The organism is Gordonia sp. YY1, assembly GCF_009872315.1.
In the GTDB taxonomy this organism is placed as follows: domain Bacteria; phylum Actinomycetota; class Actinomycetes; order Mycobacteriales; family Mycobacteriaceae; genus Gordonia; species Gordonia amicalis.
In genome coordinates, this window is sequence record NZ_WXYI01000013.1 from 83,668 (window position 1) to 98,853 (window position 15,186).

Here is a 15,186-nt window from a genome sequence, read left to right on the forward strand (position 1 = left end):
GCGCTCCTCACACCTCAGGCGGCAGGGGGCCGTCGACTTCGATACGCTCCTTCGTCGCTACTCAGCCCGGCGGCTTGCGCTCCGCACACCTCAGGCAGCGGGGTCAGCGCGTCGGCGTGGGCCCTACGGAGTGATCTCCGTTGAGCCGCTTGCGGATCAGTTCGGCACTGATCAGGCACATCGGCAAGCCGATGCCCGGCCGGGTGCTCGACCCCGCGTAGTACAACCCCTCGACCTTGCGCGAGCGGTTCGTCGAACGCAGGAATGCGCTCTGGCGCAACGTGTGTGCCGGCCCCAGAGCCCCACCGCACCACGAGTTCACGTTGTCGACGAAGTCCGCGGGGCCGACGGTGCGTCGTACGACGACGCGGTCGGCGAGATCGGGGACACCGGACCACTGTCCGATCATCGCGATGGCGCGGTCGGCGACCTTCTCGATGTCGGGGTCGCCGCCACCGTCGACCCCACCGTGTCCCAGACCCGGATCGGGCGGGACCGGGACGAGGATGAAGACGTTCTCGTGACCGTCGGGGGCAACCGACTCGTCGGTCGCCGACGGCTTGCACACGTACAGCGATGCGGGATCGGGTACCCGCGTGGGTGTTTCGAAGATGGCGTCGAAGTTGGTCTTCCAGTCCTCGGTGAAGAACAGCGAGTGGTGGGCCAGTTCGGGCAGCTCACCGCTCACGCCGAGATAGGCCAGCACCGCACCCGGCCCCGAGGTCGCACGCTCCCAGTACCGCTGCGGGAAGGTCTGCAGGTCGTCGGGCAGCAGCTTCGTCTCGAGGTGGTGCAGGTCGGCCGCTCCGACCACGATGTCGGCGGGCACATCTCGCGTGGAACCGTCAGCCCCCTGAACGCGAACCCCGACGACCTCGGCGCGGCGCCGGCGTAGCCGACCTGGTCGCTTCCGCGTCAGCACGGCGGTCGCCGCCGTACCGGTGTGGATCACCACGCCGCGTTCGCGTGCGACGCGTTCGAGTGCGTCGACGAGAGTCGTGAAGCCGCCCTGCGGATATCGGACTCCGTCGGCGAGATCGAGCCAGCTCATCAGGTGGTACATCGACGGTGTCCGCTCCGGTGACGAACCGAGGAACACCGCCGGGTACCCGAGCACCTGCTGCAGGCGCCGATCGCTGAAGCGCGCGGAGATGAAGGACTGCAACGAGCGGGTCAGCAGTGACGCGAGGGTCGGCGCATGCCGCAGTACCGGCAGGCTCAGGAACGCGCGTACGGAGTCGAAGCTGGTGTACAGGAACCGTTCGACGGCGAGGTCATACGCCTGTCGCGCGGTCCGGAGGTAGGACTCGAGAGCCGCTCCGGCGCCCGGTTCGATCTGCTCGAACACCTCGCGGTTGCGCTCGAAGTCGCCGAAGATGTCGATCGGTGGTTCGTCGGATTCGTTGTCCCCGAAGAAGACTCGGTACCCCGGGTCGAGCCGGACGAGGTCGAGCTGTTCCTGTGTCGAGGTACCGAGCATCTCAAAGTAATGGTCGAAGACCTCCGGCATCAGCCACCACGACGGCCCGGTGTCGAACCGGAACCCGTCGGCGCTCCACAGCCCGGCGCGTCCACCGAGGTCGTCGTTCTTCTCGATCACCTCGACGTCGTGCCCGTCGTGGGCGAGCAGTGCGGCGGTGGCCAGTCCGGCGACACCGCCACCGATGACGACGATTCGTTTGCGTGCGTTCATGAGGTCAATCCCCTCGGTGTGCGCGGCATACCGCGGCGGGCGACGGCGGCGGCCGCGATCTTCGCCTTGCCGGCGTTGGGAACTCGGACGCGTTGCCTCCTGGCCTCGGCGGCCGAGGACTCCCGTAGGCGTGCGGTCAGTTCGGCGAAGAGGTCGTGTGCGGTGCAGACGGCGACCCGGCTGTTCGCCGGAAGGTACGGGATCGCCGCCGCGGCGGCGGTGAGATCGAGATCGATGTCGTCGAGCCACAGCGACCACGCCCCGTCATCGGGACGATCGGGGTCCAGGCCGACGAGGTATCGACGACCCAGTCCGTCACTGTCCTCACCGAAGTCCCGTAGGAAGTTGATCTTCTGGAACGCGGCGCCGAGACGACGCGCACCGGGCGCGAGGTGGTCGTAGCGTGCGGCGGCCTTGGGCTCCTCGGCCAGGAACGCCCGCAGGCACATCAGTCCGACGACCTCGGCGGAGCCGTAGATGTAGGCGGCGAGGCTCTCGAAGTCATGCTCGACCTGAGTGAGATCCGCACGCATCGACGAGAAGAACGGCGTCACGAGGTCCAGGTCGATCCCGGCGCGGCGCGCGGTCCGCGCAAAGGCGTGCACGACCAGGTTGCTGCTCGACCCGGTGATCATCGCCGCGGCGGTCTGTTCCTCGAGCTGATCGAGTTCGTTGCGCCGGTCCACCAGACCCTGCTCGGGCCGCGGTGCGTCGACGATCTCGTCGGCGACGCGGACGAGCGCGTAGATGTTGCGGACGTCGCGGCGGATCGCGGGGGTGAGCAGCCGGGAGGCGAGCCCGAAAGAACTCGAGTACGACCTGATCACCAGCGCCGCGCTCGCCTCGGCCACGGCGTCGTACCGACGATGTGGCGGGACCACTTCGGTATGACCGGGTAGATGCATCATCCGATGGCTCCTGCGGTGTGACGATGGGTATGTGAACGACGGGGCGACGACGGCGGGTACGCCGTGTCCGCTGGTCCCGACATCATGGATTCGACGCCCGTGCCGTCATCGGATGGGTCGAATCCACAAGCGCGCCGTCGACGAACCCGTGGGGATCGGGACCCGGGAGCTGCCGCACCTGGTCGGCGAACCAGGGACTCACCGCCCAGGGAGTGCGTGCCACCAGGTCCCACACATCCGGGACCTCGGCCCAGGCGTACTCGGCGACCTCATCCGGATTCGGCTCGAGCGATCCCACCGGCCGTGCGACGAACACGGGGCAGATCTCGTTCTCGACGATGCCGCTCGCATCGACGGCGCGGTACCGGAAGTCGGGCAGGATGCAGCGCACCTCGTCGACGTCGATCCCGAGCTCACGCTGCGCATACCGGTGCACGGCGTCGACGACGGACTCACCCGGACGCGGATGGCCACAGAACGAATTGGTCCACACTCCCGGCCAGCTGCGCTTGGACAGGGCCCGACGGGTCATGAGGATCCGGTTGCCGTCGACCAGGTGGCACGAGAACGCGAAGTGCAACGGGGTGTCGACGCCGTGCACGCCTTCGCGGTCGGCGGTACCACACGGTCGGCCGTCGGCATCGGCGAGAACCACCGAGTCGTTGGTCATCTGTTCCTCATCACAAGTCGAGATCGGGGGGCGAGCACAGGCTCACCCGATGTTCGGCACCGAGGCTCCGATCGGATGGGCCGCGGCTCGGGCCGGCGGGCGGGCGATCGGAGCCTCGGCGCACTCGCCTCGATGGTAGGCAGGTCCGGCCGATCAGTCCCGGTCGCCGAAACCGGCGGCACGCATCAGCGCACACCACGTGTCCACATAGGCATCGAGGTCGACGTCCCCGACGAGTGACTGCTGCACGACGATGCCCTGCATCACCGACACCATCGGCAAGGCCAGATCTGCCGGTTCACCAGGAAGTTCGTGACCGGCGTCGCGCCACCTGATCAGAACGCGCTCGAAGACCGCGCGCAGCCCCAGGACGATCTCGCGGACGATCTCGCGCAGCTCGGGGTTGTTGGCCGCCTCACCCCAGATGGTCATCACCATCCGGAAGTCGTCGGTCAGCGGCGCGATCTCGGCCATCACGTGCGCCGCGAGCACCCGGACGGCGTCCTCGGGCGACGCGGGAGCGCCGTCACCGTCGGCGAGGTCGCCGAGGCCCGCTTCGTATGCCTGGAAGACCGACCGTGCCACCGCGGCGATCAGTTGCTCCTTCGACGAGTAGTACGAGTAGACCGCCCCGGCGCTCAGGCCCGACTCCCGGATGACGTCGGACATCGACGCGCGATGGAAACCCTTCTCGGCGAAGCAGCTGCGCGCGGCGTCGAGGATCTGCCGGCTCCGCTCGAGCTTGCGTTCCTCGCTGATCTTCGGCATTCGACGAGTATAAAACGAATCTTCGTTCTTGATTGATCCTCAACCCGCGGTGCATAATTCTTAAAACGAGAGTTCGTTCTTTTTGGGAGGTCGCGATGACCACGTACATCGATCCGTCAGATCAACTGCCCCTCACCGAGAAGGGGCCGAAGCCCGCGCCTCACGGACCGTCCTGGCGACTTGTCGCCGTGCTCGTCCTCGCCATCCCGATCGTGGTCAGCACGATCGCCGCCATGTTCGTCTCCCTCGCGGTGGACCCCGAGCCGCACGACGTCCCGCTCGGCGTGGTCGCGCCGGCACGCGCCGCACAGGCCATCGAGTCCGCTCTGGCCGACCGGGCCGGAGACGACGCCTTCGTCGTCGAGCAGTTCGCCGACGCCGCCGCCGCCCGGAGTGCGATCGAGACCCGCGACATCGTCGGTGCCGTGACCGTCGGCCCGCAGGGCGTCACCGTCCTGACGGCCGAGGCGGGATCGCCGGCGCTGGCGCAGATCGTGGCCGGGGTCGGGACGGGCATCGCCACCGCGCAGTCGTTGCCGGTCACCACCGAATCGGTGGTCGCACCGCCGTCGACCGATGCACGCGGCACCGGATTCGCGGCCGGTCTGCTCCCGCTGCTCATCGCGGGTATCGCACTCGGCGCATCGGCCGCGATCGCTCTCGCCGGGCAGGTGTGGATGCAGGCCACCGTCGTCCTGATCGGCCCACTGGTCGCCGGACTCGGTTTCGCGGCGGTCTGGTCGTGGCTGGGCGTGATCGACGGACGCGTGGTGCCGGTCGCCATGGCGCTGGCGCTTCTGATCGGCGCCATCTCCTGGTTCACCGCCGGTGCCGGCGCACTCCTCGGGACACCCGGCGTCGGTGTCGCGGCGATCCTGATGATGCTGATCTCCAACCCGCTCTCCGGGCTCGCATCCTCGCCATACCTGCTCCCCGCGCCGTGGGGAACGCTCGGCCAGTGGCTGCCGACTGGAGCGGGCGGCACCCTCACCCGGTCGGTCGCCTACTTCCCGGACGCCTCGACCGCCGGTCCGATGTGGATCCTGCTCGGCTGGATCGCCGCCGGCGCGGTCCTGCTCGCGCTCTCCGCCCTACGGCAGCGACGAGTCTGACTCGGGCGGACGCCCGCGGGTCTGCCGGAACACGGCGACGAACAGCTGGAGAAGGCCGATCATCGCCAGGATCGCACCGGTCGCGGCGATGGTCGCCGCCAGCGCGTCGGCATCGCTGTCGGACAGACCGATCTGCCACACGACGGTGGCCGCGACCATCGCGATGAAGGCGAGGATGACGCGCGACGGCCGCTCCCAGACCGTGACCCTGCCCGGGCCCGCCATCCCGGCCGCCTGGGCCGTCGCCCGGGTCCCCTCGAGGAACAGGGTCAGCACCGCGATCACCACCCCCATCCACGGCGGCGCACCGGCCATCACCACGATTCCCGCGAGGAAGATGTCCGACCAGCGATCGGCCATGGTGTCGAGAACCCGGCCCCATTGGGTCGCCGAACCGGTCTGGGCGGCGATGGCGCCGTCCACGCCGTCGAGGACCGCGGCGAGGAGGATGACGACGGCGGCCACTGCGAACCATCCGTGTCCGGCGAAGGTCACCGCGAAAGCGATCGCGGTGGCCAGGGCCCCGCAGACGGTGATCGCGTTCGGGGAGATGCCGAGGCGCGCGAGCGGCCGCGCACACGCGTTGCTGAGGAGGACCCACCGTTCGACCCAGAAGGATTCACGGGGATCGATTCCGCCGTGCAGCTCCGACCACGCGTCGAGCACGGTGTCCCGTTGAGACCGGCGTGCGAGTCGTCGGTCACCGGCGAGGCGACGCGGTTCAGCCGACACGGTCGTCGACCCGGGCGCCGTCGAGGGCGTGCCCGAGAGCCCATCCGACGATCACGAGCACGTGCAGGACGTAGAGCCAGAGTCCGACCGCCACCACTCCGCCGATGACGCGCAGGCCGCCGTAGGGGATACCGACATCGATCGGCAGGGACAGGAACAGCAGGAATCCCTGCGCGAATCCGGCGATGAACGACGCCGTGACGAGCGCGGTGACCCCGGCGATCGCCAGGCTCGGACGGCCTGGGGTCACTTTCCAGTACACCCACGTCAATGCCACCGCGAGGCTCAGCCAGACGGTGACGAATCCGACGACCACGCGGGTCGCGAGGTCCCAGAAACCTCCGGAGCCGCCGCCGTCGGGCGCCAGTCCCGTGATCGACCCGCCGACCGTGACCGCGATGTGCGCCAGCGTCGGGACCAGGGCGAACAGCGCGAGGACCGACAACCGGGACCGCCAACCCGTGAAGCGATCCCGTTTCGGATAGAAGGTCAGGCAGGCCCGGCGTAGGCCTTCTCCGTAGAACGATGCCGGGAAGAGGAGTACGAGGGCGCTCAGCACGGACAGTCCGGTGCCGATCACGACCGCCTCGTCGAAGACCGCGCGACCGCCCATGTCGGGTGGGATGAGCACGTCGAGACCCAGCCATGTGCTCTCCGCCGACGACGCCCCGCGAATCCACGTCGTCGACCAGATGGCCAGCAACACCCAGGGCACCACGGCGATCGCGGCGTAGTAGGTCAGTGCCGCCGCGGCGGCCGCGAGGTCGCCGCGGGCGAGGATGGCCCGCGTGTCGGACACCACCGCACGCACATCGAACGACCGCGGCCCCGGCACGCGAGTCGCCGGCGGGGCGGAGGAACTGAGGGTCACCCTCTCCGGTGTACCGGACAAAGGTCTCGACTAGGCATGTTGCGGATGCCCAATCACCGGCACCGATGTCACAGCGAGGTCACACCGACGCGAAGAGCGCGATCGCCATCCCGATCATGATGACCGCCACGACGGCGTCGAGGATCTTCCACGCGCGCGGGCTGGCGAAGAAGCGCGACAGGCGCCGGGCCCCTCCCCCGAGCGCGGTGAACCACAGGATGCTGGCCAGACACGCGCCGATGGCGAAGGCCCACTTGCCGTTTCCGTGACCGTTGGCGATCGCACCCATGGTCAGGACGGTGTCGAGGTAGACGTGTGGATTGAGCCACGTGAGCGCCAGCGCGGTGCCGACGGCGACCCACCGGCCGGCCGATTCGGCCTCTTCGGCGTTGGCGGAGATGGCCTCGTTGCTGCGGAGGCAGCGTTTCGCGGCGAGCAGTCCGAGCACGAGCACATAGAGACCGCCGACGATCTTGGCGACGGCGACGAACTGCGGGTGGGCGGCGACGATCGCGCCGAGACCGGCCACGCCCGCGACGATCAGCGCGACGTCGGAGATCGCGCACACGGCCACGATCGCACCCGTGTGCCGACGTGCGACGCCCTGCCGGAGGACGAAGACGTTCTGCGGACCGATCGCCACGATCAGGCCCGCGCCGGTGAGCAGCCCGGCGATCGCGGGAAGCAGGTAGGTGGACACGAAAGGAACGCTAGGACCGTCGACCGGATCAGAACAGCGAATGTTTCTAAAGAATCATCAGCTGATCTTCATCTAGCGTGGTCGCATGGACATCAGCCAGGAAGGTCTGCGCACGCTGGCCGCAGTCCTGCGTGAAGGGACCTTCGACGCGGCGGCGTCGTCGCTGCACATCACGCCCTCGGCGGTCAGTCAGCGGATCAAGACGCTGGAATCCACGGTCGGCCGGGTGGTGCTGCGCCGGACCAAACCGGCGTCGGCGACCCCCGACGGCGAGGTGCTGGTCCGGTTGGCCAGGCAGTGGGAACTGTTGCTCGCCGAGACGCGCGCCGAGTTCGTCGGCGAACCCGACCACGACGATGCCCCGATCACCGCACGGCCCCGGGTTCACCTCCCCATCGCGACGAATGCGGACTCGCTGGCGACCTGGCTGCTTCCGGTTCTTGCCCGGTTCCACCGGCAGCACGCGGTGGCGGTTGAGGTGTTCCGCGACGACGAGACGCGCAGCGGCGCTCTGCTGAAGTCGGGTGACGTACTCGCCGCGGTGACGTCGGACCCTCTCGCCATTCGCGGCTGCACCCTCCACCCGCTCGGCAGCATGCGGTATCTGCCCGTTGCGACACCAGAATTCATCGAGACCTGGCTGCCGGACGGTCTCGACGCCGAGGCGTTGTCCAGAGCCCCGATGGTCCAGTTCGACCGCAACGACCACATCCAGCTGAACATGGTCGCGGCGCTGGCCGGCCGCGCCGTCGACCCGCCGGCGGCCTACATCCCGGCGTCGACCGAGTACCACCGCGCGGTGACCCTCGGAATCGGTTGGGGCGCAGTCCCCGTCGTCCAGATCCGCGACGCACTCGACGACGGCCGGGTGCGCCTGATCGCCGACCATCACCTCGACGTCCCGCTCTACTGGCAGTACTGGAAACTCAGTTCCCCTCTGCTACACCATCTCACGGACCTGGTGGTCGCAGGCGCCGCGGAGGTGCTGCGGTGACCCGCGACGTCGGCGGACTGGTCAGTCGTTGACCGGCACCAGCTTCGGCGGCGTCTCGTCGACGAGCGGGTGCTCGATCTCGTCGCGCCACATGCGGGCCGCGAAGTAGAACGCCCACGCGATCGGCACCGGCAGGAGACCGGCCAGGACGAACGTCGCGGTCAACCCGATCGCCGACGAGACCGGAGCGGCGATCGCCATCGACACCGGCATCAGCGCGACCGACACGAAGAAGTCGAGACTTGCTATTCGGCCGAGCAGTGCCGGCGGGGCACGACGCTGAAGCAGCGTCCCCCACAACACCATCGGGCCGTCGAACAGGACTCCCATACCGAAGCCGGCCGCGACGAACAGCCAGGTCGAATCGGCGACCCCCATCAGGACGAGCGGCACGCTCGAGAACGACCACACCCCGAACATGACCGTCAGATACCGCCGGGGCATCGGCAGCGACGCGAACACCAACGACGTGACAGCCGCCCCGATACCGAACCCGGCCAGCACCCACGCATGCTGCGAAGCGCCACCCTCGACGCGCTCACGCAGGGCAAAGGGCACGAGCACCTCGATCGGACCCAGGGTCGCCAGCACCAGGACACAGGCGAAGAACAGCGTCCCCCACAGCCACGGCGTGCGGATCATGTACACGAAGCCCTCGACGAGGTCGACGACCACACCGCCAACGCCTGCGCCGGTGCGCACGATCTCCGACTCGGAACTCGCCGGTTCGCCCAGTCGTCGCGACGTCACCGGAGCCATCACCAGATAACAGAACCCCGACGCGATGGACGCGATCGCGGCCAGCACGACCGCCTGCCCCGGCGCGGTGGCCCCGATGACGGCCCCGGCCACCGTCGGGCCGACCGCCTGGAAAACCACCGGGCGGAAGAAACCCTCGATACCGTTCGCCGCCTGCAGTTCCGACGACGAGACCACACCGGGCAGCAGCGCCGAGTATGCCGGGTAGTACATGCCCATCGTGGCGCCCGCGAGCAGCGATGCCACCACGACCATCCAGAGATCGAGAACGCCGGCCACGGACGCCACACCCACGGCGCCGAACGCCACCATCTTGGTGACCTCGAGGCCGATCATGATGTGGCGCTGCGAGATCCGGTCGGCCAGCACACCGCCGGCGAGGGTCGAGACGAGCATCCCGACCGCTGCTATCCCGGTCGCCAGCGACACCTGTCCCGGTCCGTCACCGAGGGCGATGACCTGCCAGATCACCGCGATCGTCCAGATCCCGTCACCGAACATCGCCAGGATCAAACCCGACGCCAGCAGCCGGTACTGCCGTCGCGCCAGGGGCTTCAAGGCGCGCGGCAGACGGGTGTCGTCGTCGGTGCTCACCCCTCGAGCTTGCCGGACGCCGACGTTCTCAGGCCAGCGAATTTCCGCCGGAGAGCGCGATCAGCTCGCCCGGCGGGAGGCCTTCTTGGCGGGCGCCTTCTTCGCCGTGCTCTTGGAGCCCGACGATCCAGAGCTGCTCTTCGAGGCCGCCTTCTTGGCGGGAGCCTTCTTCGCCGCGGCCTTCTTGGCGGGTGCCTTCTTGGCAGCCTTCTTCGCGGCCGTGTCCTTCTTCTCGGCCTCGTCCTCGTCGGAAGCCCCGCGGTCCTTCACCGAGGCACGCAGAGCGGCAAGCAGATCGGCGACCTCGGAATCCTCCTCGCCGGGCTTCTCCTCCTCCGACTCGGGGAACGCCTCGCTGCCCTCGGCTTTCGCCTCGATGAGTTTGGCCAGCTCGTTCTGATAGGTGTCCTCGAACTCGGACGGATCGTAGTCGGAGGCCATCGACTCGATCAGCGACGCCGCCATCTTCAGTTCCTGGTCGCGGATCTCGGTGTCCTCGTCGAGAAAACCGAAGTCGGGTTTGCGAACTTCATCCGGCCACAGGAGTGTCTGCAGGGTCATGACGCCGTCGACGACGCGCAGCGCCGCGACCCGCGTGCGGTTCCGCAGGGTGAACGTCGCGATCGCCAGGCGGTCGGTTTCCTCGAGCGCCTTGGCCAACAGCACGTAGGCCTTGGGCGACTTCGACGACGGCTCCAGGTAATAGGGCTTGTCGAAGTAGATCGGATCGACCTGTTCGACCGGCACGAACTCGAGGATCGAGATCTCCGGGCTCTTCTGCACCGGCAGCGTCGACAGGTCGTCCTTGGTCAGGATCACCGTCTCGCCCGATTCCGATTCGTAGGCGTTGGCGATGTCGGAGTAGTCGACCTCGGTGTCGGTTCCCTCGCGCACGCGCCGGTATCGGATGCGGGTGCCGTCGGAGGAGTCGACCTGGTAGGACTTGCGGTCGTGACTCTCCGTCGCGGAATAGACCTTGACCGGTACATTCACCAGGCCAAAGCTGAGATCGCCCTTCCAGATCGAGCGCATGTCGGCCATTGTGCCAGGAGTTCGTGTGCGACGTCGGCAACCAGACGCAAACGCCTCCGTGGAGACACCCGCGCCGATCGACGAGCCTTCGGCTCTGCGGTGTGGACAATGGGGTGATGGCAGGCGGAGAGATCCTGGAGGTCGACGGCCGCCGGATCTCGATCACCAATCTCTCCAAGGTGCTCTATCCGGCGACCGGGACACGCAAATACGACGTCATCGACTACTACTCGCGCATCGCCGAGGTGATGCTGCCGCACCTGCGGAACCGCATCGTCACCCGCAAACGCTGGCCCAACGGTGTCGAGTCGACGCCGTTCTTCGAGAAGGATCTGCCCGACAGCGCGCCCGACTGGGTTCGCCGCCATGGCATCCAGCACAGCGAGCGGGTCATCGAATACGCGCTCGCCGAGGATCGCGCCACGCTCGTCTGGCTGGCCCAGATGGCTGCGCTCGAGATCCACGTCCCGCAGTGGCGGCTGCCGATCGGCCCCGACGGCGAACGCATGGCCAACCGGATCGTCTTCGACCTCGACCCCGGTCCGCGTGTCCCCCTGCACGAGACCGCGGCCGTGGCGGTGGAGATCCGGAACTGGCTGGGCGGCACCACCACGTACCCGGTGACCAGCGGCGGCAAGGGTATTCACATCTACGCCCGGCTGCCCAAACCGGTGAGCTCGGAAGCCGCCCGGAAGGTCGCCCGTGAGGTGGCCGACGAGTTCGCCCGGCAGCACAGTGATTTCATCACCGCCAACATGTCGAAGAAGATCCGCGACGACAAGGTCTTCATCGACTGGAGCCAGAACAACGCCTCGAAGACCACCCTGTCGCCGTATTCGCTGCGCGGACGCGAACAACCGTGGGTCGCCGCGCCCCGTACCTGGGATGAGATCGAGGACCCCACGATCGCCCAGTTGCTCTACACCGAGGTCCTCGACCGGGTGGCCGACGTCGGCGATCTCCTGGCGGGTCTCGACGCTCCGTACGACGACGATCCGGCCACCACCTCGGACGACGTCGTCGGTTCCTCCGACACCGGTGACGATCTCGCCGACCCGGACACGTTGCGGGAGAACATCACCTCCGACGACCAGGACGGCGCCGGCGACGACCACGCGGAGGAGACGCGGTCGGGTCAGATCATCAATCTGCGTGAGTACCGTCGTAAACGCGACGAGTCGAAGACGCCGGAACCCTTCGGCGACGAGAACCATCGGCAACGCCTCCGGGAATCGGAGGACGAGGTGGACGAGGATCATCCGGAATCCGCGCCCCGCGCACCGATCTTCGTCATCCAGGAGCACCACGCACGGCGACTCCACTACGACTTCCGTCTCGAACACGACGGCGTGCTGGTCTCGTGGGCGGTACCGAAGAACCTCCCCACCGATCCGGACCAGAACCGACTCGCGGTCCAGACCGAGGACCATCCGATGGACTATGCCGACTTCGAGGGCGACATCCCGGCCGGAGAATACGGTGGTGGACACGTATCGATCTGGGACAAGGGCACTTTCGAGCTGGAGAAGTGGCGGGACAAAGAGGTCATCGTCCGCCTGCACGGCGAGCGGCTCCAGGGCCGGTACGCACTGATCCGCACCGGTGACAAGAACTGGCTCGCCCACCTGATGACCGACGAGCCGCGCCCCATCGTTCCCGACAGTCTCACCGATCCGAGACCGATGCTCGCCACCGACGAGCCGATCGACAAGCTCAACGGGCGCGACTGGGCGTTCGAGGGCAAATGGGACGGTTATCGACTCCTGGTGCGCTCGATCGGCGGCGAGTTCCGGCTGACGTCCCGCTCGGGGATCGACATGACGAACGATTTCCCCGAATTCGCAAGCATCACCGACGATCTCGGGCTCATGGATGTGGTGCTCGACGGCGAGGCGGTGGCCATCGACTCCACCGGCCGAACCAACTTCACGCTGTTCACCTCACGTAGGCACACCGAGGAGCCGTACACACTCAAGCTGCACCTGTTCGACATCCTGTATCTGAACGGGACGTCGTTGCTACGCAAACCGTGGTCCGTACGGCGCGAGATCCTCGAGGAACTCGCGCCGGCCTTTCGTCGCTCGACGTACATCGATGTGCCGCCGCTGCTCCCGACGCCCGCGAGTGCGGCGATCGAGTACAGCCGCGAACACAACCTGGAAGGCGTTGTCGCCAAACGCCGTGACTCGGTCTATCAACAGGGCCGACGCTCCACCAAGTGGCTCAAGCACAAGAACTGGAGCGACATCGAGGTGGTGGTCGGCGGATATCGTCCCGGGCGCGGCAACCGGTCGCACACCATCGGATCGCTTCTGCTCGGCCTGCCCGAGGAGACCGGACTGCGCTACGTGGGCCGCGTCGGAACCGGATTCACCGACGCGCAGTTGCGCTCTCTCGCCGAGGAACTCGAACCGCTGAAGATCTCGCGGTCCCCGTTTCTCGAGAAACTCGACCGTCCCATCGCGTCGAGCGCGGTCTGGGTTCTGCCCAAGATCGTCGGCGAGGTGCGCTTCATGGACTGGACCACCGCCGGCCATCTGCGCCACCCGAGTTGGCGCGGTATACGCCGGGACAAACTACCCGGGGACCTGTGACCACCCACCTCCGAGAACCAACCAAGACCCGGACTCCCACACCGCCGAGCACAGGAGGATCAATGGAGTCATCCGCAGTACACGGCGAGACGATCGCGGTCCAGGCGGCCTACGGCAGCACCGAGATGTATGTGACCCGGCCGGCAGCCGCGGACGAGTCGCCGCTCCCCGGCGTCCTGTTCATCACCGATGTGATCGGACTCCGCCCGCGCACCCGCGCGATGGCCGACCGCATCGCGTCGTGGGGTCACGTCGTCGCTGTGCCGCATCTCTTCTACCGGTACGGCACCGCCGACGAGTGGGCCCCAGCCGACGATCCGCTGCTGCCCGGGGCTCTCGGGGCATTCTTCCGGGCGGCGATGCCCCGCGCGTCGACTCTCACATTCGACGTCGCCCGCGCCGACCTCATCTCCTACCTCGAGGCCCTGCGCTCGGTGCGCGGTGTCTCGTCCGGCCCGATCGGCGTCACCGGCTACTGCATGGGCGGCCGGTTGGCGCTGAACCTGGCGGCCGCGCGTCCCGCCGAGGTCGCCGCCGTCGGGATCTTCCACACCGGCAACGTCGTGACCGAGGACTCCGACAGCCCTCACCTCCATCTCGTCGACATCGACGCCTTCGTGCTGGCCATCCACGCCGACAAGGATCGCTCGCTCCCCCGCACCGCCATCGCCCGATTCGAGCACGCACTCATCTCGAGTGGGGTCACCCATTCGGCGACCGTCTACCCGGGGGCCGAACACGGCTACACGATGTCCGACATCCCCGCCTACCACCACGAGGCCTGCGAACACCATTTCACCGAGCTGGAGGCGCTGTTCCGGCGAACCCTCACCACCTGAACGCCGGCCGGGACCAGTGCGCCATCAGACCTACCGGCCGGTCAGACGAATGAGCCACACCAACGCGAGCGGAGTGTGTTTCGACTCGTGGCGCCACCGTGGTGCGCGTCGCAGACGGGCCTAGGACTAGCCTCGTGGGAGTCAGTGACCGTGACAGGAGCTCTTCGTGTTCGTTGTCGCCCACATCAGCGACCTTCATTTCAACGGGACGCGGTTCAACCGAAGCCGCATCCAGTCGACGCTGAGCTACATCAACGCGCGGGCAGCCGGAATCGACGCTCTGCTGGTCACCGGTGACATCGCCGACGAAGGTGTGCCGAGTGAGTACCGAGAGGCCTTCGGCGTTCTCCAGAGTCCCCTGCCGATGCTCATCACCGCCGGCAACCACGACGTCCGCGAACCGTTCAGTGCCACACTGCTCGGCGCCGAGACCTCCGGACCGATCAACCACGCCCGACGCGTCGGCGACGTGTTGTTCCTGATGTGCGACAGCTCGATCCCCGGACGCAACGACGGCTACATCGACGACCAGACGCTCACCTGGATGTCGGCTCGACTTGAGGCGGAGGACCCGCAGACGCCCGTCTTCATCGCCTTCCATCACCCGCCCGTCGAGCTGCACATGCCGTTCATGGATTCGATCCGGCAGACCGGTGAGGAGCGTCTGGTCCCCCTCGTCGAACGCCACCCGAACATCGTCGCGTTCCTGTGCGGCCACGCACACACGCCCGCGGTGACCCGATTCGCCGACCGCCCACTGTGCGTCGCTCCGGGCGTCGCGTCGACGCTGAACCTCCCGTTCGAGGGCAACGAGGTCGTCAACCGCGGCCAGCCGCCCGGTATCGCCTTCCACATCTACGACAAGGGGCGACTCGTCACCCACTACCGATCGGTCATGTTCTGACCGAACTCCGTTCGGG

Annotated in this window: 14 protein-coding genes; 5 read left to right on the top strand and 9 right to left on the bottom strand. The window is 67.7% G+C overall.

The window, feature by feature from the left end; translation table 11 throughout:
- Positions 1-103: 103 nt before the first annotated feature.
- From crtI to BPODLACK_RS16650, 4 genes are all read right to left on the bottom strand, one after another.
- A complete protein-coding gene (gene crtI, locus BPODLACK_RS16635) occupies positions 104-1,693 on the bottom strand; it encodes a phytoene desaturase family protein (RefSeq protein WP_159405737.1) in 1,590 nt (529 codons plus the stop codon).
- The gene (locus tag BPODLACK_RS16640) at positions 1,690-2,601 is read right to left on the bottom strand and encodes a phytoene/squalene synthase family protein (RefSeq protein ID WP_006436618.1); all 912 of its coding nucleotides are present in this window, start codon (positions 2,599-2,601) and stop codon (positions 1,690-1,692) included. The genes crtI and BPODLACK_RS16640 overlap by 4 nt, the downstream gene beginning before the upstream one ends.
- 82 nt (positions 2,602-2,683) lie before the next feature.
- A complete protein-coding gene (idi, locus tag BPODLACK_RS16645; protein ID WP_006436617.1) occupies positions 2,684-3,271 on the bottom strand; it encodes an isopentenyl-diphosphate Delta-isomerase in 588 nt (195 codons plus the stop codon).
- Positions 3,272-3,424: 153 nt separating this feature from the next.
- Positions 3,425-4,039 (bottom strand): TetR/AcrR family transcriptional regulator, encoded by a 615-nt coding sequence (locus tag BPODLACK_RS16650; RefSeq protein WP_006436616.1) that lies wholly within the window; start codon positions 4,037-4,039, stop codon positions 3,425-3,427.
- 95 nt (positions 4,040-4,134) lie between these two features.
- On the opposite strand from BPODLACK_RS16650, the gene BPODLACK_RS16655 reads away from it, so the two are divergent.
- Positions 4,135-5,151 (top strand): hypothetical protein, encoded by a 1,017-nt coding sequence (locus BPODLACK_RS16655; RefSeq protein ID WP_006436615.1) that lies wholly within the window; start codon positions 4,135-4,137, stop codon positions 5,149-5,151.
- On the opposite strand, the gene BPODLACK_RS16660 is transcribed toward BPODLACK_RS16655, so the two are convergent.
- From BPODLACK_RS16660 to BPODLACK_RS16670, 3 genes are all read right to left on the bottom strand, one after another.
- On the bottom strand, positions 5,131-5,817 hold the full coding sequence (locus BPODLACK_RS16660; RefSeq protein ID WP_096275043.1) for a CDP-alcohol phosphatidyltransferase family protein: 687 nt from the start codon (positions 5,815-5,817) through the stop codon (positions 5,131-5,133). The two genes, BPODLACK_RS16655 and BPODLACK_RS16660, sit on opposite strands and share 21 nt — an antisense overlap.
- A 55-nt stretch (positions 5,818-5,872) precedes the next feature.
- The gene (locus BPODLACK_RS16665) at positions 5,873-6,754 is read right to left on the bottom strand and encodes a YhjD/YihY/BrkB family envelope integrity protein (RefSeq protein ID WP_096274808.1); all 882 of its coding nucleotides are present in this window, start codon (positions 6,752-6,754) and stop codon (positions 5,873-5,875) included.
- A 79-nt stretch (positions 6,755-6,833) separates the two neighbouring features.
- Positions 6,834-7,454 (bottom strand): LysE/ArgO family amino acid transporter, encoded by a 621-nt coding sequence (locus tag BPODLACK_RS16670; protein ID WP_159405738.1) that lies wholly within the window; start codon positions 7,452-7,454, stop codon positions 6,834-6,836.
- Between the two features lie 85 nt (positions 7,455-7,539).
- On the opposite strand from BPODLACK_RS16670, the gene BPODLACK_RS16675 reads away from it, so the two are divergent.
- The gene (locus BPODLACK_RS16675) at positions 7,540-8,448 is read left to right on the top strand and encodes a LysR family transcriptional regulator ArgP (protein ID WP_096274810.1); all 909 of its coding nucleotides are present in this window, start codon (positions 7,540-7,542) and stop codon (positions 8,446-8,448) included.
- A gap of 21 nt (positions 8,449-8,469) precedes the next feature.
- Here BPODLACK_RS16675 and BPODLACK_RS16680 read toward each other — a convergent pair whose 3' ends face one another.
- Positions 8,470-9,801: an MFS transporter gene (locus tag BPODLACK_RS16680; protein WP_159405739.1), complete on the bottom strand. Its 1,332-nt coding sequence runs from the start codon at positions 9,799-9,801 to the stop codon at positions 8,470-8,472.
- A gap of 60 nt (positions 9,802-9,861) precedes the next feature.
- Positions 9,862-10,833 carry a non-homologous end joining protein Ku gene (ku, locus tag BPODLACK_RS16685; protein ID WP_442903130.1) on the bottom strand — a complete coding sequence of 324 codons (972 nt, stop codon included), beginning with the start codon at positions 10,831-10,833 and terminating at the stop codon, positions 9,862-9,864.
- Between the two features lie 116 nt (positions 10,834-10,949).
- On the opposite strand from ku, the gene BPODLACK_RS16690 reads away from it, so the two are divergent.
- The 3 genes from BPODLACK_RS16690 (at position 10,950) to BPODLACK_RS16700 (ending at position 15,170) form a co-directional block, all read left to right on the top strand.
- Entirely contained in the window at positions 10,950-13,427 is a 2,478-nt protein-coding gene (locus tag BPODLACK_RS16690) for an ATP-dependent DNA ligase (RefSeq protein ID WP_096274813.1), read from the top strand.
- 62 nt (positions 13,428-13,489) lie between these two features.
- Positions 13,490-14,266, top strand: coding sequence for a dienelactone hydrolase family protein (locus tag BPODLACK_RS16695; protein ID WP_159405740.1), 777 nt, complete (start codon positions 13,490-13,492; stop codon positions 14,264-14,266).
- Between the two features lie 166 nt (positions 14,267-14,432).
- The gene (locus tag BPODLACK_RS16700) at positions 14,433-15,170 is read left to right on the top strand and encodes a metallophosphoesterase family protein (RefSeq protein ID WP_006436606.1); all 738 of its coding nucleotides are present in this window, start codon (positions 14,433-14,435) and stop codon (positions 15,168-15,170) included.
- Positions 15,171-15,186 lie beyond the last annotated feature (16 nt).